The 22,705-nt window shown below is 48.4% G+C and carries 22 protein-coding genes, 1 pseudogene and 1 riboswitch; of the genes and pseudogenes, 11 read left to right on the top strand and 12 right to left on the bottom strand.

Annotation, left to right across the window (positions count from 1 at the left end; all coding sequences use genetic code 11):
- Positions 1–7 precede the first annotated feature (7 nt).
- The 6 genes from H2R00_RS08970 to H2R00_RS08995 form a co-directional block, all read right to left on the bottom strand.
- A complete protein-coding gene (locus tag H2R00_RS08970; RefSeq protein ID WP_244958302.1) occupies positions 8–1,165 on the bottom strand; it encodes an acetylornithine transaminase in 1,158 nt (385 codons plus the stop codon).
- Positions 1,162–1,938 (bottom strand): acetylglutamate kinase, encoded by a 777-nt coding sequence (gene argB / locus H2R00_RS08975; RefSeq protein ID WP_182070875.1) that lies wholly within the window; start codon positions 1,936–1,938, stop codon positions 1,162–1,164. Before argB ends, H2R00_RS08970 begins: the two co-directional genes overlap by 4 nt.
- 13 nt (positions 1,939–1,951) lie before the next feature.
- Positions 1,952–3,172 carry a bifunctional ornithine acetyltransferase/N-acetylglutamate synthase gene (gene argJ, locus H2R00_RS08980; protein WP_182070876.1) on the bottom strand — a complete coding sequence of 407 codons (1,221 nt, stop codon included), beginning with the start codon at positions 3,170–3,172 and terminating at the stop codon, positions 1,952–1,954.
- 19 nt (positions 3,173–3,191) lie between these two features.
- Positions 3,192–4,229 carry an N-acetyl-gamma-glutamyl-phosphate reductase gene (gene argC / locus H2R00_RS08985; protein WP_182070877.1) on the bottom strand — a complete coding sequence of 346 codons (1,038 nt, stop codon included), beginning with the start codon at positions 4,227–4,229 and terminating at the stop codon, positions 3,192–3,194.
- A gap of 342 nt (positions 4,230–4,571) precedes the next feature.
- Positions 4,572–4,880: a metal-sulfur cluster assembly factor gene (locus H2R00_RS08990; protein ID WP_075754968.1), complete on the bottom strand. Its 309-nt coding sequence runs from the start codon at positions 4,878–4,880 to the stop codon at positions 4,572–4,574.
- Between the two features lie 62 nt (positions 4,881–4,942).
- Positions 4,943–5,710, bottom strand: a complete 768-nt coding sequence (locus tag H2R00_RS08995; RefSeq protein ID WP_182070878.1) for a prolyl oligopeptidase family serine peptidase — start codon at positions 5,708–5,710, stop codon at positions 4,943–4,945.
- Positions 5,711–5,832: 122 nt separating this feature from the next.
- Between H2R00_RS08995 and H2R00_RS09000 the strand changes: the two genes are divergently transcribed.
- The 4 genes from H2R00_RS09000 to guaC all read left to right on the top strand — a co-directional run bounded on the left by H2R00_RS09000 (position 5,833) and on the right by guaC (position 8,232).
- Positions 5,833–6,645: a Cof-type HAD-IIB family hydrolase gene (locus tag H2R00_RS09000; RefSeq protein ID WP_176276000.1), complete on the top strand. Its 813-nt coding sequence runs from the start codon at positions 5,833–5,835 to the stop codon at positions 6,643–6,645.
- Between the two features lie 97 nt (positions 6,646–6,742).
- Positions 6,743–6,883, top strand: a complete 141-nt coding sequence (locus H2R00_RS09005; protein ID WP_003180548.1) for a hypothetical protein — start codon at positions 6,743–6,745, stop codon at positions 6,881–6,883.
- A 1-nt stretch (position 6,884) separates the two neighbouring features.
- Positions 6,885–7,073: a DUF3813 domain-containing protein gene (locus tag H2R00_RS09010; RefSeq protein ID WP_043925592.1), complete on the top strand. Its 189-nt coding sequence runs from the start codon at positions 6,885–6,887 to the stop codon at positions 7,071–7,073.
- Positions 7,074–7,251: 178 nt separating this feature from the next.
- A complete protein-coding gene (gene guaC, locus H2R00_RS09015; protein WP_154998000.1) occupies positions 7,252–8,232 on the top strand; it encodes a GMP reductase in 981 nt (326 codons plus the stop codon).
- A gap of 101 nt (positions 8,233–8,333) precedes the next feature.
- On the opposite strand, the gene H2R00_RS09020 is transcribed toward guaC, so the two are convergent.
- Both H2R00_RS09020 and H2R00_RS09025 read right to left on the bottom strand, forming a co-directional pair.
- On the bottom strand, positions 8,334–8,786 hold the full coding sequence (locus H2R00_RS09020) for a BsuPI-related putative proteinase inhibitor (protein WP_280527947.1): 453 nt from the start codon (positions 8,784–8,786) through the stop codon (positions 8,334–8,336).
- A gap of 15 nt (positions 8,787–8,801) precedes the next feature.
- Complete coding sequence (locus H2R00_RS09025; protein ID WP_182070879.1) at positions 8,802–9,644, bottom strand: YitT family protein; 843 nt, start codon at positions 9,642–9,644, stop codon at positions 8,802–8,804.
- Between the two features lie 164 nt (positions 9,645–9,808).
- On the opposite strand from H2R00_RS09025, the gene H2R00_RS09030 reads away from it, so the two are divergent.
- On the top strand, positions 9,809–10,669 hold the full coding sequence (locus tag H2R00_RS09030) for a DegV family protein (protein ID WP_154998003.1): 861 nt from the start codon (positions 9,809–9,811) through the stop codon (positions 10,667–10,669).
- A 41-nt stretch (positions 10,670–10,710) separates the two neighbouring features.
- On the opposite strand, the gene H2R00_RS09035 is transcribed toward H2R00_RS09030, so the two are convergent.
- Positions 10,711–10,917, bottom strand: coding sequence for a spore germination protein (locus H2R00_RS09035; RefSeq protein WP_154998006.1), 207 nt, complete (start codon positions 10,915–10,917; stop codon positions 10,711–10,713).
- A gap of 155 nt (positions 10,918–11,072) precedes the next feature.
- On the opposite strand from H2R00_RS09035, the gene H2R00_RS09040 reads away from it, so the two are divergent.
- Positions 11,073–11,195 (top strand): DUF3941 domain-containing protein, encoded by a 123-nt coding sequence (locus tag H2R00_RS09040; protein WP_154998008.1) that lies wholly within the window; start codon positions 11,073–11,075, stop codon positions 11,193–11,195.
- Positions 11,196–11,232: 37 nt separating this feature from the next.
- Here H2R00_RS09040 and H2R00_RS09045 read toward each other — a convergent pair.
- Positions 11,233–12,101: pseudogene (locus tag H2R00_RS09045) on the bottom strand (CvfB family protein).
- A 141-nt stretch (positions 12,102–12,242) separates the two neighbouring features.
- On the opposite strand from H2R00_RS09045, the gene H2R00_RS09050 reads away from it, so the two are divergent.
- The 3 genes from H2R00_RS09050 to metH all read left to right on the top strand — a co-directional run bounded on the left by H2R00_RS09050 (position 12,243) and on the right by metH (position 18,241).
- Positions 12,243–12,734, top strand: coding sequence for a YajQ family cyclic di-GMP-binding protein (locus H2R00_RS09050; RefSeq protein WP_003180528.1), 492 nt, complete (start codon positions 12,243–12,245; stop codon positions 12,732–12,734).
- 77 nt (positions 12,735–12,811) lie between these two features.
- A riboswitch (SAM riboswitch) is annotated at positions 12,812–12,923 on the top strand.
- Positions 12,924–13,002: 79 nt separating this feature from the next.
- Positions 13,003–14,832 (top strand): bifunctional homocysteine S-methyltransferase/methylenetetrahydrofolate reductase, encoded by a 1,830-nt coding sequence (locus tag H2R00_RS09055; RefSeq protein ID WP_182070880.1) that lies wholly within the window; start codon positions 13,003–13,005, stop codon positions 14,830–14,832.
- On the top strand, positions 14,825–18,241 hold the full coding sequence (gene metH, locus H2R00_RS09060) for a methionine synthase (protein WP_182070881.1): 3,417 nt from the start codon (positions 14,825–14,827) through the stop codon (positions 18,239–18,241). Before H2R00_RS09055 ends, metH begins: the two co-directional genes overlap by 8 nt.
- Positions 18,242–18,312: 71 nt before the next feature.
- On the opposite strand, the gene H2R00_RS09065 is transcribed toward metH, so the two are convergent.
- Positions 18,313–19,275: a helix-turn-helix transcriptional regulator gene (locus H2R00_RS09065; RefSeq protein WP_182070882.1), complete on the bottom strand. Its 963-nt coding sequence runs from the start codon at positions 19,273–19,275 to the stop codon at positions 18,313–18,315.
- Positions 19,276–19,386: 111 nt separating this feature from the next.
- Here H2R00_RS09065 and H2R00_RS09070 point away from each other — a divergent pair, with 111 nt between their 5' ends.
- Both H2R00_RS09070 and H2R00_RS09075 read left to right on the top strand, forming a co-directional pair.
- Positions 19,387–20,220, top strand: coding sequence for a dehydrogenase/reductase SDR family member 1 (locus H2R00_RS09070; RefSeq protein WP_154996694.1), 834 nt, complete (start codon positions 19,387–19,389; stop codon positions 20,218–20,220).
- Between the two features lie 177 nt (positions 20,221–20,397).
- Complete coding sequence (locus H2R00_RS09075) at positions 20,398–20,838, top strand: GNAT family N-acetyltransferase (RefSeq protein WP_154996692.1); 441 nt, start codon at positions 20,398–20,400, stop codon at positions 20,836–20,838.
- Positions 20,839–20,879: 41 nt separating this feature from the next.
- Here H2R00_RS09075 and H2R00_RS09080 read toward each other — a convergent pair whose 3' ends face one another.
- Positions 20,880–22,694, bottom strand: a complete 1,815-nt coding sequence (locus H2R00_RS09080) for an IucA/IucC family protein (protein WP_182070883.1) — start codon at positions 22,692–22,694, stop codon at positions 20,880–20,882.
- Positions 22,695–22,705: the final 11 nt, after the last annotated feature.

Consider the following 22,705-nt stretch of genomic DNA (forward strand, 5'->3'; position numbering starts at 1 on the left):
AAAAAAATTACCGTTTTACAACCGAATGATTTGCCATGACAGCTTTCAGCTTCTCCACGGCCGCTTTGATTTCGCTTTTCGCAACCGTCAATGGCGGCAGGAGTCTGATGACGTTCGGACCCGCAGGAAGAACGAGCAACCCTTCCTTTTGAAGCGCTTCGATCAGCGGCTGCACGGGTTCTTTGCACTCGATTCCGGCGATCAGCCCTTTCCCACGGATATCTTTCACAAGCGGAAATTGGAGCTTATCTTTCAGCTGTTGATGCAAAAATGCTCCTTTGGCGCTCACTTCTTCGAGAAAACTGCTCTCAAAAATGGTCTCCAACGTGGCGTTTGCAGCAGCCATCGCCAGCATGTTCCCTCCGAATGTCGTGCCGTGGGAACCCGGCGAGAACGCTTCTGAAAGCTCTTTTTTCCCGATGACCGCTCCGACCGGAAAACCGCTGCCTAGCCCTTTCGCGACGGTGATGATATCGGGTGAGAGCCCTTCGTGTTCGTATCCGAAAGCTTTACCGGTGCGGCCGATTCCGGTTTGAACTTCGTCAATGATAAGGAGAGCCTGCTTATCGCGGCAAAAATCTTGAACGCTCTGCAGAAACTCTCTGCTCGCCGGGATGACGCCGCCTTCGCCTTGTATCGGCTCCAGCATCACTGCCGCGATATCTTTTTCGTCCTGCAATTCGGCAAATGCTTTCGGCTCGTTGTAAGGGAGGTAATGGAATCCTTCAAGCATCGGTCCGAATCCAAGCTTGATCTTTTCCTGTCCGGTTGCGGCCATTCCCGCATACGTGCGTCCGTGGAACGATTGCTGAAACGTTACGATTTTTGTTTTTTGCGTATGTTTTCGCGCAAGCTTTACCGCCCCTTCATTCGCTTCCGCCCCGCTGTTGCAAAAGAAGACAAGATCGCCTGCACTGTTTTTCGCAAGGAGCTGTGCAACCTGTTCTTGAAGCTCATTTTGAAACAAATTGGAAACATGCCAGACATCATCAAGCTGTTTTTTGACAGCAGCTGTTACTGAATCAGGGCAATGCCCGAGATTGCAGACCGCGATTCCCTGGACGAAATCGAGATAGGCGTTCCCCTTCTCATCCTGAACGATCGTGCCTTTCGCTTTTTTAATATTGATATTCCAGCGGCTGTACGTCTGAAATAAGTGACTCACGATACGGCCTCCTTTTGTTTGATGATTTTAGTGCCGATGAAATCGTCTTTCGTCAGGAAAGATCCTTTCCCGCTCACAATCATCACTTCATTCACTTCATCTGTGAGAGCTTCTTTTGCGGAATGTACTTTTGGTATCATGCCTCCCGAGATCACACCCTCAGCAATCAGGCTTTCAATGTCTTCGGACGTCAGCTCTTTCAGCATTTCTTCGTTTTTCATAATCCCTTTGACATCTGTCACAAACATCAATTTGTCAGCGCGCAAGGCTGCGGCAACAGCCGACGCCGCCAAATCGGCGTTCACATTCAAGGTCTCACAGCCATCCGTCATCGAGAGCGGTGCGATAACAGGAATAAACCCTTTTTCCATGAGCGCTTCGGCCATTCGGCCGTTTACTTTTTTAATGCGCCCGACCTGCCCGTATTCTTTTTCATTTAAATAGTCAGCGAGGAGCAGTCCCCCGTCTTTTCCTGACACGCCGACAGCCGGAAGGCCGTGCTTTGCCAGCTCAGCAACGAAAAATTTGTTGATCGAACCGGACAAGACCATTTCAGCGACTTCAAGAACCGCTTTTGTCGTCTTGCGCTGTCCGTTGACGAATTCGGTTCGAATATTGAGTTTTTTCAGCATCTTTGTAATATCGGGTCCGCCCCCGTGGACGAGCGCGATTTTCCAGCCGCTTTCAGTCAGCTCTTTCAGATTTTGAAAAAATTCGTCCGATAGTTCGCGGATGACGCTTCCGCCGCATTTAAAAACGATTGTTTTCCCCATTGTGATCCCCTTTTTACGTACGATAGCTCGCATTGATTTTGACGTATTCATAAGTTAAATCGCAGCCCCAAGCCGTACCCTTTCCTTCACCTTCCTGCATGTAAACCTCGATTTTCACTTCGCTGTTTTCTAAATATGTTTTGGCCAGCTCTTCTGAAAACGGCTGCGGTTCGTTATTTTTAAAAAGGCATTGACCGCCCAGGCGAATTTCCACCATCTCCGGTGTCACAGCAGCCATGCTGTCCCCGATCGCGACAACGATTCTGCCCCAGTTCGCATCCGTTCCGTAAACCGCGGTTTTTACAAGGTTTGAGCCGACGATTTTTTTGGCGATGATTTGCGCTTCAAGATTGCTTTTGGCGCCGTTCACTTCAACCTCGATCAACTTTGTCGCCCCTTCCCCGTCTCTCGCGATTTGTTTGGCGAGGTCTGTGCAGACAAGCTGCAGGCCTTTTTTGAAAACCGGCCAATCTTCGTGTTCTTCATGGAGGCGCTCATTTCCGGCGCATCCGTTCGCCATGACGAGCACCATATCGTTAGTCGATGTGTCGCCGTCGACCGTTATCTGGTTGAACGAAACGTCCGTAATTTCCCTTAATGCCCTTTGCAGCGCGCTTTCTTCGATGCATGCATCTGTCGTGACAAAGCCGAGCATTGTCGCCATATTCGGGTGGATCATCCCCGACCCTTTGGCCGCTCCGCCGATCGTTACTTTTTGTCCTCCGATCATCAGTTCATAGCACGTTTGTTTGATCACGGTGTCCGTCGTTAAGATCGCTTCTTCGAAATCGCCTTCGGCAGGCTTTGTCTCGGCGAGAAGGCTGATGCCTTTTGTGATGTTCTCCATATTGAGGTATTCGCCGATGACGCCGGTTGAGGACACGGCCACCAGTTCCGGCTCGATCCCGAGCATATCAGCGCTTTGACGGCGCATTTCATATGCATCTTTTAAGCCCTGCTCTCCCGTGCATGCGTTGGCATTGGCACTGTTGACGATGACGGCTTGCAGATGCGCGCTTTTTTTGAGGCTTTCCTGCGTCACCTTGATCGGCGCAGCTTGAAAGTGGCTTTGGGTATAAACGGCGGCGCTCACCGCCGGTCTTGAGCTGATGATGATTCCAAGATCTTTTTTTGAATAGCGGAGGCCGCAGTGGACCCCTTTTGCCAGATAGCCCTTAGGCGAAGCGACGCTTCCGTCTGTTTTTTTTATGCTGTCTTGACTCACCTGAATCATAAGTTTGTTCTCTCCCGTCTTATGGATAAATTGGCGTAAATTCAAGCCCGGCGGTTTCGCTCCAGCCGTTCATAATGTTGAAGTTTTGAACCGCCTGACCCGCAGCTCCCTTCATCAAGTTATCGATCACTGACACGATCGTCACTCTGTTCGTCCGTTCATCAACGGTAACGCCGATATCGCAAAAATTGCTGCCGTACACCTCTTTAGTTGCAGGGTACGAACCGTTTTCTCTTACCCTGACAAAGTACGAATCTTTATAAAATTTAGAAAAAACAAGTTGCAGCTGTTCGGCATCCATGCTGTCTTTCAGCTCTGTATAGATGGTCGCCATAATGCCTCTTGTCATCGGAACTAAATGCGTGCTGAATGTGATCGGTTTAAATGCGGAGTCCCACTGTTTGACAGCCTGCTCGATTTCAGGCGTGTGCTGGTGTTCGTTTACCTTGTATATTTTAAAGTTGTCATTGACCTCTGAAAAATGAGTGCCCATCGACGCCTTTCTGCCTGCCCCCGACACCCCTGTTTTTGCATCGATGATGACAAAAGATTCGTTGATGCTGCCGCTTTTGACGAGCGGCGCCAAGCCGAGAAGAACCGCTGTCGGAAAACATCCTGGATTGGCTATGTACTGCGCCGTTTTAATGTCTTCCCGATTCAGCTCAGACAGTCCGTATACCGCTTTTTGAAGCACGTGTTCAGGCGCGGCTTCCCTTTTGTACCACTTTTCATAGACGCTTGGGTCCTGTATCCTAAGATCGGCGGACAGGTCAATAATCGGTATGTCATATGCATCAAACTGTGGCGTCAGCCGGCTGGATACCCCGGGAGGCGCTGCCATAAATAAAAAATCGATTTCGTTCGCAATCTTCTTAACCTCGATTGGTTGCAGATGTTGATCTGTCAGTTTTACAAGGTGCGGGTATGCGGCATCATAGCGGGCTCCCTCATCACTCGATGAATACAATATGCATTCACTTGCATAAGGGTGAGTCCTCATAATCCTCATGATTTCTGCCCCTCCATAGCCAGTAGCACCTATAACACCTATTTTCAAAACAAGTTCACCTTCTTGGTCTTTGTGAAATTATTTAACATTATAACATGAATAAAAATTAATTCAATTGTATATTTAATATTTTTTTATTCATCTTTCATATTGGTGCTTTCCTCCCGTCGGCGGTCCTTTTCTTCGGCTTGGTCGTGCTCCGTTCTTCCCTTCCCGGGTTCTCCGCTTTTCAAACCGGAAAATGTGCCGGTTGCCGTTTTCAATAAAAAAGAACGCTTGTACAAGCGTTCTTTTTTATAACGTGAGAGGCGATCTGCCTGGATACTCTTCGGCGGCTCCCTTATTCGAAAAAGAAAGAGCCTGTCACGGTTGAGCAGGCTCTAGAATCGTTTATTGTATGCCAAGTGCGATTTTCGCATATCGCGACATTTTGTCCCGTGTCCAAGGCGGATTCCAGACGATTTGAACGTCAACTTCCTTGACTTCCGGAATATCTGCCAGCGCTTTTTTGACTTCATCTACAATGATCGGCGCCAGTGGACAGCCCATTGAAGTCAAAGTCATGGTCACGTCTGTTTTGCCGTTCTCATCCATATCCACGTCATATACAAGGCCGAGATTAACGATATCGACGCCCAGCTCAGGGTCAACGACCTGTTCAAGGGCGCCCATGATGTTTTCTTTTAATGCTTCATCCACTCTTCCTCACTCCTTTTTTCATCAGTATAACGCACTTCGTTCATTTTCTAAAACGATAGTACTTACAGGTGCGCATCAAACCATTCGACTGTTTTCAAAAGACCTTCCCTCGATACTTTATGTCCGGCCCGCTCGTCTTCGATAAAATGCAGCAAATCAGGCTGAGCTTCATACAGCGGAATAATCGATTCATAGAAGCGGCGCGTCAAAGCAAACGGAACGGTGCCATCCTGTTTGCCGTGCCAAAATAAAAGCGGCCTCGTGTTCAATTTGTCCGGCTGAAGACTCAAGTCAAAACGCTTCAGTTCTTCGCGCTGCCGTTCGATTTGTTCTTCTGTGAAAGGAAGTTCAATTTTCTTTTCACGCATAAATGCGAGCTGCTGATCAAAAAATTCTACATAGGCGGGACTGCCCATTAAACTGACGGCAGTTGTAATCCATTCGTATTGGGTCAAAGCGCCGAGCGTGACAATGCCGCCCATCGAAGTTCCGGCGGCGCCGATACGGCCCTTTTCAATCAGGTTTTCCTGTTCAAAGTGGTTTTTCAGCACTTCGAGCTCTTTGATTTCATTCGTGACAATCTCCCAAAACCTCGGGGCGAGCTCTTCCTGGGTGAGCTGTTCATCCCTCTCCCCGTGATAGAGAGCCTCGGGCAGAATCACGCGCATTCCTTTTTCGGCAAGCAGGTATGCGAAGTGAAGGTTATGCTCTTTTGCGCTTGTAAAACCATGTATGAAGAAAACAAGAGGAAGAGCTTTCTCTTTTTTCTCCTCTTTTACAATATGCAAAAGAGGAATGTTTGAAATATGTTGCTTCTCGATTATGATCACGACTGTTTCTTCCTCCTTTTAGGATATCCATCATCATCAGTTTAACATGTAGACAATAAAGAAGGTAAAAAGATACACTATAGGTATGTCAGAACTTTCAAATTCACAATAAAGGAGCATTTATGGAGACAAAACCATATTTAATTGCATTGGACTTAGACGGTACATTATTAAAAGACGACAAGACCATCTCGGAAAGCTCCAGCGAAGTCATCCGCAAGCTGCGGGAAGATGGACATTACGTGTGCATTTCTACGGGAAGACCGTTCAGAGCAAGCTCCATGTATTATGATCAGCTCCAGCTTGATACGCCGATCGTCAATTTCAACGGGGCGTTTGTCCATCATCCTAAAGATCAAAGCTGGGGACGCTTCCATACATCTCTTGATCTCGAGGTGGTCAAACAGATCATTGAAGTCAGCGAGACGTACAACGTACATAATATCCTTGCTGAAATTGTCGATGATGTTTATTTTCATTATCATGACGAAAAACTGATTGATGTCTTTACGATGGGCAGCCCGAATATTACAGTCGGAGATTTAAGAACAAACCTCGGCCAGGATGTGACAAGCGTACTGATTCACGCAAAAGAAGAGGATGTTCCGGCGATCCGCTCCTACCTGTCAGACGTTCACGCGGAAATGGTCGACCATAGAAGATGGGCGGCCCCGTGGCATGTGATCGAACTGATTAAAAGCGGCATCAATAAAGCGGTCGGCTTAGAGAAAATCACGGACTACTACGGGATACCGCCTGAGCGGGTGATTGCCTTCGGCGATGAAGACAACGACCTTGAAATGCTCGAGTTCGCAGGCTGCGGCGTGGCGATGGGCAACGGCATCGAAGGGGTAAAAAGCGTTGCAAACAAGGTCACAAAATCGAACGAAGAAGACGGTATCGCAGTCTTTTTAAAGGATTACTTCGCTTTATAATTTTATAATTTGCCATTCATAAACGGCTTTTCAAAACGGCAATACTATGAGAAGACGGCCGCATCAGACCGTCACTCGTGTTAAGGGGGAATTCAAGATGGGTAAACGCAGCAAATCAAAACGGTTTATTCAGCAAGGCAAGGATTCGCTTAAACAGCATGCCGCCAGGTTCCCTTACCGCTCCACATTAGAAGAGGCTGAACAGAAGAGTGGCCCGACGGAATGCGGAGGGCTGTAACATGAGAAACGAACTGTTTCAAATGGCCAAAGCAGCCGTACATGAAGCTGAAGCTTCGGCGGATTCAGGCGAAAAGGCGAAAGCTGTTGCAAGAGCCAAAAACGCCCTTTCCTCAGCATTTGCCAATTCAACTGATGCCGAACGGCGCCAGCTTCACAATCTTCAGGAGCAGCTAGATCAACTATCATAAACACCCACCGGCTTTTTTGACAGCCGGAAAGGAGTCTGTGCCATCGGCACGGCTCCTTTTTTATTTTTCTGCTTTCAAAGCATAAAAATTTGACATCGGAAGCAAAAGGAAGTACATTATAAAAGGCGAACATTTTATATCAACAATAAATAAATATTCGTTTTTGGGGGTTTTTATATTGGAAAATGTGTTTGATTACGAAGATATTCAACTAATTCCTGCAAAGTGCATCGTCAAGAGCCGTTCTGAATGTGATACATCCGTGCAGTTTGGCGGAAGGACATTTAAACTGCCTGTGGTGCCGGCCAATATGCAGACCATTATAGATGAGGCGCTGGCTGTTTCATTAGCGGAAAACGGTTACTTTTATGTGATGCACCGCTTTGAGCCGGAAACACGGATCGATTTTATTAAAGACATGAAGGCGCGCGGTTTGTTTTCTTCAATCAGCGTCGGAGTTAAAGATGAAGAATACGCATTTATCGAAGAGTTAACGAGAGAGAATCTCACACCTGAGTACATCACGATCGATATCGCCCACGGTCACTCGAACGCCGTCGTCAACATGATTCAGCACATAAAAAAACATCTTCCGGACAGCTTCGTGATCGCAGGAAATGTCGGAACGCCTGAAGCTGTCAGAGAACTTGAAAACGCCGGAGCCGACGCTACAAAAGTCGGCATCGGTCCCGGAAAAGTCTGCATTACAAAAATCAAAACCGGTTTTGGAACGGGCGGATGGCAGCTGGCTGCGCTGCGCTGGTGTGCAAAAGCGGCGAGCAAGCCGATCATTGCAGACGGCGGCATCCGCACCCACGGGGACATTGCCAAATCGGTCAGATTCGGGGCGACGATGGTCATGATCGGTTCGCTGTTTGCCGGACACGAAGAATCGCCTGGAGCAACGATCGAAAAAGACGGCAAGCTCTACAAAGAATATTTTGGTTCGGCTTCTGAGTACCAAAAAGGCGAAAAGAAAAATGTCGAAGGCAAAAAAATGTACGTGGAGCATAAAGGGGCGCTCATGGATACGCTGACGGAAATGGAACAGGATCTGCAGTCGTCCATTTCTTATGCGGGAGGAAACAAGCTCGATGCGATCCGCAACGTAGACTACGTCATCGTTAAAAATTCTATTTTCAACGGGGATCAATATTAACGGTCACAGGATGGGTGGCAGCGGTGTTCAGTCAGCCGCCAATCCTTCTGCCTGGCAGAATACAAAAAAAAGCATCCTTCCCGGGATGCCTTTTTTGATGGCTATTTTACTTCAAACGTTTTGCCGGCCCTCAAAGTCGCCAACTGTTCCGATCTTCCCAAAAATGTCACGTTTACTTCATATGTGCCGGGTTCAGGCACCTCTTTCCATACATCAGTAAAATCGTAAGACTCTTTCGGATTAAGCGTCATCGTTTGGAACGCCTGTGTAAACATTTTTCCTTTCGAGTAGCGGTACCTTTCATTCCCTTCTTTGTCGCTGACGATCAGCTCAAATTTCTGTCCGCTGCTGAATTCAAACTCTGCCGTATCATCCGTATGGTTCACAACCGACATTCGAAATTCGATTTCTCCCTGCTTCTGGACGGGTTCAACCGTCAATGTCACGCTCCCGTTATCCACTTCCCCTGATACCTCCTTATCGGGGACTTGATCCCCGTTTTGCCCGCATCCACTGACAAACAGCAGCATCACAATCATGGAAATCAGCCGCATTCATTCACCCTTTCATTAATCTTTGCGGAAAAACCCTAAAACCTGTGTTGTCTGTACGACGTTTGTGAAAGCTTTTGGATCAACTTCTTTAATAATTTTTTCCAAGTCGTACAATTCATACCTTGTGATGACAATCATCATCATTTCTTTCTGTTCATTCGTAAAGGCGCCTTTCGCCGGAACGGTTGTAATTCCGCGGACCATCTTTCCGTAAATGGCTTCTTTGATCTCCTCCGCTTTCTTTGTGACAATCATAACGGTGAGCTTGGCGTGGCGGGTGTGGATGGCATCAATCACCCTGGTTGTCACATATAGTGTAACGAGCGTATATAATGCTTTCTCCCACCCGTTCAATAATCCTGCTGTTAAAATGATCGCACCGTTTAAAATAAAGAAATAGGTGCCGACCGGTTTGTCTTTCCACTTCGCCAGGATCATCGCAATGATATCCAAACCGCCCGTTGAAGCCCCGTATTTAAGGGTCAGGCCGATTCCGACCGCGGCGATCACCCCGCCGAACACGGCATTGAGCAAAATATCGTTTGACAGGCTCGCCTCAGGGAGCATCCCTAAAAAGACCGTCGTCAAAGCCACGCTCAAAATGCTGTAAACCGTAAATGAGCGCCCGACCTTCAGCCAGCCTAGAATCCCGACGGGAATGTTTAAAATAAACAATAGCGTCCCCGTTGAAAAATAAATCGGGCTGTACTGGTCAAGCGCACTCGATAAAAGCTGCGCCACCCCCGTAAAACCGCTGGCGTAAACATCGGCGGGAATCAGAAACAGATTCAATCCGATGGCATTTAACAAGGCGCCGATGATGACAATGAACAATTTTTTTGCTTCCGCTATGACCATATTTAGTTCCTCCGCTACTTTCGTATATATTTGGTTTACCCTTAAAACAATATTTTGAAAACGTCAATGTAAAAATATATGATATAGTTGACCTAAAAAACGAAGTATGCCGAAGGACAGCTTGTTGTCCTTTTTTAACCATTTTTTAGAAAGAAGGGGTTCAAATGAACGTTCACCTTTTAGCAGACAGTGCGGCAGATTTGCCGAAATCTTTTTATGATGAACATCGCATCTCATTTATTCCGTTAAGGGTGCTGCTTGATGAAAAAGAATACGATGATCTTCTGACGATTCAGCCTCTGGACGTTTATGAAGCGATGCGCGAAGGCAAAGCGCCGAAAACGTCCCAGCCGTCCATGATGCGGTTCAAGAATGCATTCAGCGAGCTGGCCAACGAAAACAAACCCGCTCTCTATATCGCCTTTTCTTCAGAGCTTTCCGGAACATACCAGACGGCTGTGATGGCGGCAAACGAAGTCAAGGAAGAGTTCCCTGATTTCGATCTGCGGATCATCGACTCAAAATGCGCTTCATTAGGCTATGGGCTCGCGGTCAAGCACGCCCTTAAACTCGCAACTAACGGCAATACAATACAAGAAATTGAATCGTCTGTAAAGGACTTTTGCGAACATCTTGAACATATTTTTACCGTTGATGACCTGACTTATTTGGCAAGAGGCGGAAGAATCAGCAAAGCATCGGCATTTGTCGGCGGTTTGCTGAATATTAAACCGCTTTTGCATGTTGAAGACGGCAAGCTTGTCCCCCTGGAAAAAATCCGGGGCAAAAAGAAGCTGCTCAGACGGATGATCGAATTGATGAAAGAAAGAAGCGTCGATTTGAGCGGCCAGACCGTCGGCATCAGCCACGGAGATGACGAAGAGACGGCAGAAGAAGTCAAACGGATGATCGAAGCCGAATTTCAGCCGGGGGAAATCGTCGTCAACATGGTCGGTTCAGCAGTCGGCGCCCATTCCGGACCCGGAACATTGGCGGTCTTTTTTCCGGGGAAAGACAAAAGATAAGGTAAAACAGAGGCCTGCTTGATAAAAGCAGGCCTTCTTCGTCAGCTATCTTCGGTGACTGTCCTTTCATCAGCGGCCGGTGTAAGCGCTCCATCAAGAAAGCCGGCAGCCGCCGTCGCGACATCAGGGCCTCCAGACCCCTCGACCACTTTTTCCATTGTGATCGGACAAATTTTGAACGCACCGCCGAAATTGACGACCCCTCCTGATGAAACACGATGAATGTAAACTGAGCAGCAATGTTTCATACCAAGTCTCCTTTTATTGGGTCTTATGATATGTGTATGCTGACTGAACAATAAGGCATAAACTTCCCGGCAAAAAACATCGCGATTGGTAGAGTACATAGTTTCGCCGGCAGTGAGCAAGGTAAAAGCGACATTTTGACGGGAGGTGCTTCCTCATGAAAGATAATGATAAAAAGCCGGTTGACAATAACGCCGTCAACCAGCAGAAAAACCGGCTCGCCGAAAAGAACAGACAAGCCGGTAAACACCAGGGATCAAAGAAGCCTCATCACCTGTAAAAACCGGCGGCGTCCGCATCGGAACGCCGCCTCATGATTATTTTTTCTCGTACGTCCAGCCCTCTTCCTGATAAACTTTATCCTGTTTCATCAGATGGCCGAGCGCCCTTTTAAATGCTGCTTTGCTCATGTTGAAGCGCTCTTTAATATCCTCCGGGTCGCTTTTATCCCAGAACGGCATCGCGCCGTTTCTCGTTCTCATATAAGTCAGAATTTGTTCCGCATCAACCGACAAGGCATCCTGCTTTCTCGGCAGAAGCGACAGATTAACAGAACCGTCTTCTTTTACTTTGATCACCCTTGCGGTCAGCTTTTCGCCGAGCCTCGGCTCTTCCTTTCGCTCAGAAGAATGGATGAAGCCTCTGATGCCGGCTTCAGAAATCATAAAAGAGCCCGATGCGATCAAGCGGTAGATCGTCCCGGTGAGTTCTTTATTCATCAGGTCGGGTGAAGCTTCGGTAAACAGCTCGCTGATCTTGTCCTCCGGCGCCGGTTTGGCAAACATCCTTCCGTGCCCCGTGATTTTCAGCATACAGTACAGCCTGTCCCCTTTTTGCGGCCATACTGATTCATACGGCGGGAGATGCTCTGTCGCGACGAGGGCGTCTTTCGAGAGCCCGACATCGACGAAAACCCCCATTCCGCTGACGGCATCAACGACTTCCACCCAGCCGTACTGTTCAGCGCTGATGATCGGCTTTCTCATCGTAGCCGCCAAACGATCTTCATGATCGACATACAAAAAGACATCGACCTCTTCTCTGTCTTCAATATCCTCGGTGATCTCGCTCTGATGCAGAAGGACCGCCGTATCGCCGTCCGTCAAAAAGTAACCGTAATCGGCTTTATGATCTATTTTCAATGTTAGCTGCTGTCCTGGTTTCATACTGCTTCTTCCTTTCTTATCCGCCTGTTTTTCTTTTACTTATTATTCCTCCAATGTTCAAATTATTGCCAGATCGCGGCCAGGCAAAACCGCTCGATATTGGAAGTTTCACCTTATTCTACTATAATTGACTCATAAGTAAAATGGATGGAGGTTTTCACATGGCGAAAGAAAGCTCATTTGATATCGTCTCAAAGGTTGAACTGCCTGAAGTTCAAAACGCAATCCAGACCGCTCTCAAGGAAATCGGCACACGCTATGATTTCAAAGGGTCAAAAAGCAGCATCACACTCGAAGGAGACGAGCTCGTTCTCGTATCAGACGACGAATTTAAAATGAACCAGCTGAAAGACGTGCTTGTCGGCAAACTGATCAAGCGGAACGTCCCGACGAAAAACATCGAATACTCAAAGCTCGAGAACGCTTCAGGCGGCACGGTCAGACAGCGCGGAAAGTTAGTTCAGGGCATCGATAAAGAAAACGCAAAGAAAATCAATAACCTGATAAAAAAATCGGGTCTGAAAGTTAAATCGCAAGTGCAGGATGATCAAGTCCGCGTAACCGGAAAAAATAAAGACGACCTTCAGCAAATCATCGCGATGGTGAGGGAAGCCGACCTGCCGATTGATGTCCAATTTATAAATTTTCGATAAATTCTTAATTTACTGTTGATTATTCCCCCGATTTTCGGTAAATTGAGTAAAAGTAATCAATAGAAACTAAATAGCTGTTCTTATCAAGAGAGGCAGAGGGACTGGCCCGATGAAGCCTCAGCAACCGGTGAATGAATATTCATGACCAAGGTGCTAAATCCAGCAAGCAGTCTGCTTGGAAGATAAGAAGACGGACAAATGTCGATGAAAAGTCTTCTGCTCCACAGAAGACTTTTTTGTTTATCAAGAATGATTAAGGGGGAAAACGATGGGTTTTTTGGAGGATATAAAAAGCAAAACGTTAATCGCTGACGGCGCAATGGGCACGCTTCTGTATTCCTATGGGATCGACAGGTGTTTTGAGGAACTGAACATCTCCAAGCCCGAAGAAGTGAGACGCGTCCACGAAGCGTATGTACAGGCCGGTGCCGACATCATTCAAACGAACACGTACGGCGCAAACTTCATCAAGCTGTCCAGATACGGACTCGAAGACGAAACAAAACAAATCAATGAAAAAGCGGTCCGTCTCGCCCGCTCCGCCGCCGGCTCTGCTTATGTTCTCGGTACGCTCGGCGGTATCCGGACGTTCAACAAAAACTCGTATTCTCTCGAGGACATTAAAAGAAGCTTCCGCGAACAGCTCTATCTTCTGTTAAATGAGCAGCCGGACGGACTTCTGCTCGAAACCTATTATGATTTAGAAGAAGCGCGCGAAGTTTTAAAGATTGCCAGAAAGGAAACGGAGCTGCCGATCATTTTGAATGTCTCGATGCACGAAGAGGGCGTTCTTCAGGACGGAACCCCGCTTGTGGACGGTCTGAAGCAGCTGGCATCACTCGGCGCAGACGTCGTCGGCATCAACTGCCGCCTCGGCCCTTATCATATGATCAGAGCGCTTGAAGAAGTCCCGCTTTTAGAAGACGCCTATCTTTCCGTCTATCCGAACAGCAGCCTCCCATCCCTTGTCGAAGGCAGGCTTGTTTATGAGACGGATGATGAATATTTCAGGGAAAGCGCGGAGGAATTCCGCAATCAAGGCGCACGGATCATCGGCGGCTGCTGCGGAACGACGCCGAACCACATCAGAGCGATGGCTGAGGCGGTCAAGGGGCTTCCTCCAGTCACCGAAAAACGCGTGAAAATCAGAAAGAAAGCGGCGCTTGCCGTTCAAAACGAAAGGACAGAGCCCGCTCTTGACGATCTGGCCAAGCAGAAACGGTCCATTATCGTCGAGCTCGATCCTCCAAAACAATTAAACTTTGAGAAATTTTTGCACGCCGCAGAGGAGCTAAAATCAGCCGGAATCGATGCACTGACATTGGCGGACAACTCGCTTGCAACACCGAGGATCAGCAATGTCGCCTGCGGCGCGCTCTTAAAACAGCGCCTCGATATGAGGTCGCTGATCCATATCACATGCAGAGACCGCAACCTGATCGGCCTGCAGTCCCATTTAATGGGCCTCGATACTCTGGGGCTGTCAGACGTGCTGGCGATTACCGGCGATCCGTCGAAGATCGGCGACTTTCCGGGAGCGACTTCCGTCTATGACCTGACATCGTTCGATTTGATCAGCCTGATCAAGCAGTTTAACGAAGGCTTGTCCTATTCGGGTAAACCGCTCGGCAAGAAAACGAATTTCTCAGTGGCGGCCGCCTTCAACCCGAATGTCAGACACATTGACAAAGCGGTGAAACGGCTTGAGAAAAAAATCGCCTGCGGCGCAGACTATTTCATTTCTCAGCCCGTCTATTCAGAGGAGCAGCTCATCAAAATCCACGAGGAAACGCGGCATCTTGAAACACCGATCTATATCGGCGTCATGCCGCTGACCAGCAGCCGCAATGCGGAATTCATCCACAACGAAATCCCCGGCATCAAGCTGTCCGATTCAATCCGCGAAAAGATGGCGCTGGCAGGAAACGACAAACAAAAACAGGCCGAGGAAGGGCTCGCGATCGCCCGCTCCCTGCTTGATGCAGCGTGCGACCTGTTCAACGGCATTTATCTGATCACACCGTTTTTGCGGTCTGATTTAACAGCCGAGCTGACGGCATATATCCACCAGAAAGAAAAGGAGAAGACAAATGTCTAACATCAATGACCAGCTGAAGAAAAAAATCCTCGTCCTTGACGGTGCGATGGGAACGATGATCCAGGACGCCGGTTTGTCCGCCGCAGACTTCGGAGGCGAGGCATATGAAGGGTGCAATGAATTTCTAAGCATCACGGCGCCCCATGTCATTCAGGGTATCCACGAAGCCTATCTCGCCGCTAAAGCCGATATCATCGAGACCAATACGTTCGGAGCCACCCGGCTCGTTCTGGACGAGTACGACCTCGGACATCGCGCCTATGAAGTCAACCTCGCTTCAGTCAAACTCGCCAAAGCGGCCGCCGAAAAATTTTCAACACCTGAATGGCCAAGGTTTGTCGCCGGTGCGATGGGTCCGACGACAAAAACCCTTTCCGTCACCGGCGGCACAACCTTTGACGAGCTGATCGATAACTATGAAGAACAGGCAAGCGCGCTGATCACGGGGGGAGCCGACCTCTTGCTGCTCGAAACGAGCCAGGATATGCTGAACGTTAAAGCCGGTTTTATCGGCATCAGACAAGCCTTCGAAAAAACCGGCAAAACTCTTCCGCTCATGGTGTCAGGCACGATCGAACCGATGGGCACGACACTGGCCGGCCAGGATATCGAATCGTTCTATATCTCCCTCGAGCATATGAAGCCGGTCAGCGTCGGTTTAAATTGCGCGACGGGCCCGGAATTTATGACAGATCACATTAGAACCCTATCATCCCTTGCGAGGACGGCCGTCAGCTGCTATCCGAATGCCGGCCTCCCCGATGAGGAGGGGCAATACCATGAATCACCGCAATCGCTGGCGAAAAAAATCAAGGCGTTTGCTGAAGAAGGCTGGCTGAACATTGTCGGCGGCTGCTGCGGAACGACGCCCGCCCATATTGAAGCGCTGGCCGATGAAGTAGCCTCACTGCCGCCGCGGACTGTCCCTTCGGGAGCAAAGCCGCACACCGTCTCAGGAATCGACGGATTAATTTATGAAGAAACGATGCGTCCCCTTTTTGTCGGGGAAAGGACAAATGTCATCGGATCGAGAAAATTCAAGCGGCTGATCGCCGAACAAAAATTTGAGGAAGCATCCGAAATCGCGAGAGCCCAAGTGAAAAACGGCGCCCATGTCATCGACATCTGCCTCGCAGATCCGGACCGCGATGAAGCGGAAGATATGGAAGGGTTCTTAAAAGAAGCGATGAAAAAAGTAAAAGCCCCTTTTGTCATTGACTCGACAGACAAAACGGTAATCGAAAAGGCGATGAAATACTCACAGGGAAAAGCGATCATCAATTCGATCAACCTTGAAGACGGCGAAGAACGGTTCACTGACATCCTGCCGTTCGTCAAACAGTTCGGAGGCGCGCTCGTCGTCGGAACGATCGATGAAGAAGGAATGGCGGTCACCGCGGAAAAGAAGCTGGCCGTCGCAGTCCGGTCGCATCAGCTGCTCACCGAAAAATACGGAATACCAGCCAGCGATATCATCTTTGATCCGCTCGTCTTCCCGGTCGGAACGGGTGATGAACAATACATCGGCTCAGCTAAAGAAACGATCGAAGGCATCCGCCTCATCAAAGAGCGGCTCCCTGAATGTTTAACGATTCTCGGCGTCAGCAACGTCTCATTCGGTCTTCCGCCCGTCGGCCGGGAAATCTTAAATGCTGTATTCTTGTACCACGCAACACAGGCTGGGCTCGATTACGCGATCGTCAATACGGAAAAGCTTGAGCGGTTCGCTTCCATTCCCAAAGAAGAAGTCGAAATGGCTGAAAAACTTCTGTTTCAAACTGATGACAAAACGCTCGCATCCTTCACTGACTTCTACCGAGGAAAGAAAAAAGCGGACAAACAGCCAAAAACGTCCCTTTCCCTGGAAGAGCGCTTGGCTGAGTACGTCATCGAGGGTACGAAAGAAGGCTTGATTCCCGATCTCGAACAAGCGTTGAAAAAATTCAACACCCCGCTCGACGTGATCAACGGTCCGCTCATGGACGGCATGGCAGAGGTCGGACGGCTGTTTAACAACAATGAACTGATCGTCGCTGAAGTGCTGCAGTCGGCAGAGGTCATGAAAGCTGCCGTTTCCTTTCTCGAACAATATATGGAAAAGAAAGACGACAGCGGCAAAGGAAAGATCATTTTGGCAACCGTTAAAGGCGATGTCCATGATATCGGCAAAAACTTAGTCGACATCATTTTAAGCAACAACGGCTACAAGGTCGTCGATCTTGGGATTAAAGTGACACCGCAGGAGTTAATTGAAGCGATCCGCAAAGAGAATCCCGACATCATCGGTCTGTCCGGCCTGCTCGTCAAATCGGCTCAGCAAATGGTCGTTACGGCACAGGACCTCGACAAAGCGGATATTTCCATCCCGATCATGGTCGGCGGAGCCGCGCTTTCAAGAAAATTCACGAACATGAAAATTTCGCCTGAATATAAAGGACCTGTTTTATATGCGAAGGACGCCATGGACGGCTTATCGCTCGCCAATCAGCTGCGGACGGACCCGTCGCAGTTTCTCGAGAAAAAAGAAACGGCTGCACCCGCCGCCGTCGCAGAAAAGAAGCAGACGAAAGCTGTGATTGAAATGCTTGAAAAGCGGGCGCACGTCCCGAAGGCGCCGGTCTTTCAGCCGGAAGACTTGAAGCGGCACTATTTGAAAAACATCGACCTTTCCTATATCGTGCCGTATGTCAATGAACAAATGCTGCTCGGCCATCACCTCGGCTTGAAAGGAAAAGTCAAAAAACTCCTGGCTGAACAGCATCCGAAAGCACTGGAGCTGAAAGAGCTGATTGACGAGTTGCTGAGAGACGGAAAAGAACAAGGCTGGTTCGATCCCGCGGTCGTCTATCAATTTTTCCCTGCGTACAGCGACGGGGATTCGCTCCATATTTTAGACCCCGGTAATAAAGACAGCATCCTTGAAACGTTTGTTTTTCCAAGGCAGGAAAAACTTCCGTACCGCTGTATTTCCGATTACGTCCGACCGAAAGGAGAGCTTGATTATGTCTCGTTCTTTGCCGTGACGGCGGGCAGGCATGTAAGAGCAGCCGCCAACCGCTTTAAAGAGGAAGGCGACTACTTGAAAAGCCATGCGGTACAAGCGCTCGCTCTTGAGCTGGCCGAAGGGCTCGCCGAACGGACGCACCAGGTTATCCGCGACCGCTGGGGCTTCCCTGATGCACCCGACTTCACGATGGAACAGCGTTTTCAGGCGAAATACCAGGGACAGCGCTATTCCTTCGGATACCCGGCCTGTCCGAATCTCGAAGATCAGGAAAAGCTCTTCAGACTCATTCAGCCCGAAGGAATCGGCGTTCACTTAACAGAAGGCTTTATGATGGAGCCCGAAGCTTCCGTATCAGCGATCGTTGTCTCCCATCCGGAAGCCAGATATTTCAATGTTCATTAATAAACGACCCTGCCTGCCGTTTGCAGCCGGCAGGGTTTATCATGTATGTTCGTAAATATGCCGCGAATATTTCACGATTTATAATGAGCAACAATAGATTCAGCCATTTTAAGTATCTTTCCGTGCAGTTCTTTAGGCTCAATAATCCTCATGTGCTCTGCGAATCCGAGTATATACCTTTTTGCTTCATCTTCCGTATCAAAAGATAATGTAACGGGTACCCAGCCCTCCTGATCGATCTCATTTGTTTCGATGATCCGCACAAAATGATTGGTAAACGACAGCCTCGGCAAGATGGCCTGCGCCGCCTTCACCCGCACTTCATACGTCGGTAACTTTTCGATAAATTCCTTTGTTGAAGACTGCCATACGTGAGCAAGATCAAAGTTTTCGGGCCTTTCAAATGTTTCACGAACAGGAATGGCAGATTGAATCCGTGAAGCCCTGTAATTTCGAATCTCCCCATTTTCTTTAGATGCAATCAGATACCAGTTTGACCCTTTAGCCACCAGTCCAAGCGGCGCTACAATACGAGCAGCCGTTTGTCCGTCTGCCCGCTGATAGACGATTTTTAATTTTCGATCTTTCCATATGGCATCTTTCAGCACTTCAAAGGATACTGCTTTTTCTTTCTTATGACGCCATGAACGGGTATCAATATATATTCGGTTCCATACATCTTTTGCGTTTTGACGATATACCGAAGGCAGCGAGGCTATCAGTTTATTTCGGGCTTCTTCGGATATGCGGGTTAATCCGAGATCGTCAAGCAATTGTTCAGAAAGCGGGACAAATAATGCGCGTATTTCAGATTCTTTTAAGCCGGTTAAAGTGGTTTGGTAATCATCAAGCAATGACCAGCCTCCGTTTATGCCGCGTTCGGCCACAACGGGAATCCCCGCTCCGCTTAAAGCCTCCATATCCCTGTAAATCGTCCGCTCAGAGACCTCCAGCCTTTCCGCTAATTCTTTCGCCGTCATTTGTCCTTGTGCCTGAAGCATTAAAAGAATAGATATCAGTCGATCCCCTCTCATATGACCACCTTTTTTATCAATGAATGAATTTATTTAATAAAATAAGACAATGGTTGTCAAGATTCATCTTTTATAATCAACATATCTTTTATGTTGAAAGGAATGGGATGAATGAAACCGCTGAAAGGAAAAATCGCTCTCGTAACAGGCGGAAGCAGAGGCGCCGGCCGCGCCATTGCTGCAGAACTTGGAAAAGCCGGTGCAACTGTTTATATAACAGGCCGCAGCATCAGGGGGGCTTCCACGAATCAATGGCCCGGTACAATTGATGACACCGTGTCACAAATTGAAGCTGCCGGCGGAAAGGGTATAGCTGTAAGATGTGATCATACGAACGATTCAGAAACAGAGGCTGTCATCGCTAAAATTCGCGAAGAACAAGGAAAACTGGATATTTTGATCAACAATGTGTGGGGTGCGCACGATTTGGGTGTCGAGGCAAAGCCTTTTTGGGAATTGTCATTGAAAAATTGGGATACGATGTTTACCGCAGGGGTGCGTGCCCAGCTTGCGACGAACCACTTCGCCGTGCCGCTCCTTCGCGAAAATAACCAAGCTCTTATCATTCACACGACCTTCTGGGATGAGAACAAGTACACCGGACAGTTTTATTACGATTTAGCCAAGAATGCAATCGTCCGCATGGCGTACGGACTTTCATTGGAATTAAAACGGGACAATATTGCCGTTCTTGCCGTTTCGCCGGGATTTATGAGAACCGAACTTGTGCTGAAACACCATGAATCAGATGAGGCGCATTGGCAGGAGTCAGAAGATTTAAGGAGAACCGAAACGCCTTATTATGTCGGACGCGGAATCACAGCATTGGCTAAAGATCCGGATGTGATGGAGAAAAGCGGACGTGCGTTAAGAGTTGGTGATTTAGCCAAAGAGTATCAGTTTACCGATGTGGATGGACGATATATTCCGCCATTTACGATATAGGGATTAGGGACCGCCTCCCGGGGGAAATGATTCTTTAAAGGCAGATCAGGTGATGATGATCATTCTGCTTTGATCGTTTCCGCCAGCGTTATATATAATAGAATGACAGTCATGATTTATAGCAGCATGCTGAAAATCGATCGCCCTCATCTGATCTGCAACTGAAGGAGGAATCATATGATTGAAGTCAAACCAATAAACGCGGAAGATACGTATGAGATCAGGCACCGCATTCTCCGGCCGAATCAGCCGCTTGAAGCATGTATGTATGAAACCGATTTGCTCGGGGGTACGTTTCACCTCGGTGGATATTACCGGGGCAAGCTGATCAGCATCGCTTCCTTTCATAATGCCGAACATTCAGAGCTTGAAGGCCAAAAACAGTATCAGCTGAGAGGGATGGCGACGCTTGAAGGGTACCGCGAGCAAAAAGCGGGAAGTACGCTTATCCGCCATGCCGAAGAGCTTCTTCGAAAAAAAGGCGCGGACCTTTTATGGTGCAACGCCAGGATATCTGTGAGCGGCTACTATGAAAAGCTCGGCTTCAGCGAACAAGGCGGGATCTACGACATACCGCCGATCGGACCTCATATTTTGATGTATAAGAAATTGGCATAAAAAACCCCGCCGGAAGCGGGGCATTCTCGGTCGCATGAGCTTTACAGCTTTGCGGCCTCTTTTTTAAATTGCGCAAGCGCGTTTGTCACTTTTCCGAATTCGGAGGCGTGCGGGCGGTCATCGCCGTCCTTGTAGCCGTAGTCGACCATCCGGTTTCTGTTGAGGCAGAGCTTCGTCAATTCCGGCTTGAATAAGTCGAACAATTCGAAGCGCTCACGCAGTTCCGGGAATCTCTGCTGATAATCCAAAATCGCATCAGCCAAAGCTTTCCACAGACGCTTTTCAGGAAGCAGACCGTCATTTTCCAAAATGTTGGCCACATAACGCAAATGGCAAATGAAAAGCCCTGTAAAGATAAATTGCACAAGCCCTTCCGGCGGCTCGCTTCTGAGAACGGCTTTTAAATCTTCTGTCAAACCGCTCAGTTCAGGAAGCGGCTGGTCGCTGATATTGACATCATCAACAAAATCTTTAATCGCCAGCCTGTACGGCTGATGATCTTTTAAGACGAGAATCGTATTTTGTCCGTGCGGCGAAAATACGGTTCCGTAGCGGTACATGAAATGCAGAAGCGGCGGCATCACGGTGTTAAACAGCTTTCCGATCCACTCCTCCGCTGACAGCCCCGACTTTTCGATCAGGCGCCTGATAAACGGCACGCCGTCTTGATCAATGTATGTTAAAGAAGCGAGCGTCACAGGCTGCTCTCCATCTTCCAAATACGTATAAATGCTTTCTCTGAAAATAGCGCCGAGCATTTCCAAATATTGATACGGGGCTTTTTCAAGAGCTTGATAGTATTGATGATCAACGTTCAGACTGGCATTTTCGCCTGGCAGGATCACCCCGCATTCGTCTTTTAGAAATGCGTCGTTTTCGGCGATCCCTTTAATATGCTCAGTAATTCTCGGGGCGATCACCGTCCGTTCCGACGGCAGTCCTCTGTATACAAGCGTATTTAAAATGCTCATCGGCAGTTTAATATGATGCTTGTGTTTGTTTGTGATGTTTGTAAAGGTTCTGATCGATTGCTGCGGCAGGTACTCGTCTCCGCCTTCCCCTAAAGGAATGATCGCTTTTGAAGCAATTTCTTCTGGAAACTGCTGAATGATCGTATTTGTCCACTGCCATTCATGAACGGGCAGATAATAGTAGTCTTCACTGGCTGCGCCCTGCTTTTCTATGACTTTAGCGAATTGCCTTAAAGTCAGCTCATCAAGCTCTTTGTGAATCAGCGTTTCATAATCGAGCCCTTCAACCGAGTGGAATGACGCGGTCTCTTTGTGAACAGCGATCCACAGCAGCCGTTCGGCTCTCTGATTTTCCGGTGCAAACCTGAGGTAGTCATCATAGCCAAAACCGATTCTTCCTTTGTTATAGACGATCCACGGATGGCCTGTCATCTCGCCTTCAATCACGGCATAATCGGCTTCGGCCAGCTCGTCAGCCGTAAGCGCATCCTTTGCCAAAAGGTGGGCATCCGCCAGCATCGTATGGTTGAACTCCTTGATCAAATGCCCCGCTGTTTCCGGGCTCATCGGGATATGCGGCTGGATATCCAGAAGAAATTCAATCGCGCTCACGTGTTTTGTCCATTGTCCTCCCCTAAAGACTTCAATCGTCTCCGGCACCGCGTCAAAACTGTCAAACATGCGGGGTTTGGCGGCAAACCGGTAAACCTTATCCTCCGCCGTTCTCAGCTCATACCGGTTGATGCCGTCTTCAGTTTCAATGAAATCGGGCTTGATGATATCCTCATACATATATTCAGAAAGCATCTTCGCCAGTAATCGCCGATTGACTTCTCTCCACCTGTCCGGATTGAGGACCCTCTTTAATTCGTCTTGAAACAACATGAAAATGCCTC

The sequence above is a fragment of the Bacillus haynesii genome (assembly GCF_014042035.1).
Lineage (GTDB): Bacteria > Bacillota > Bacilli > Bacillales > Bacillaceae > Bacillus > Bacillus haynesii.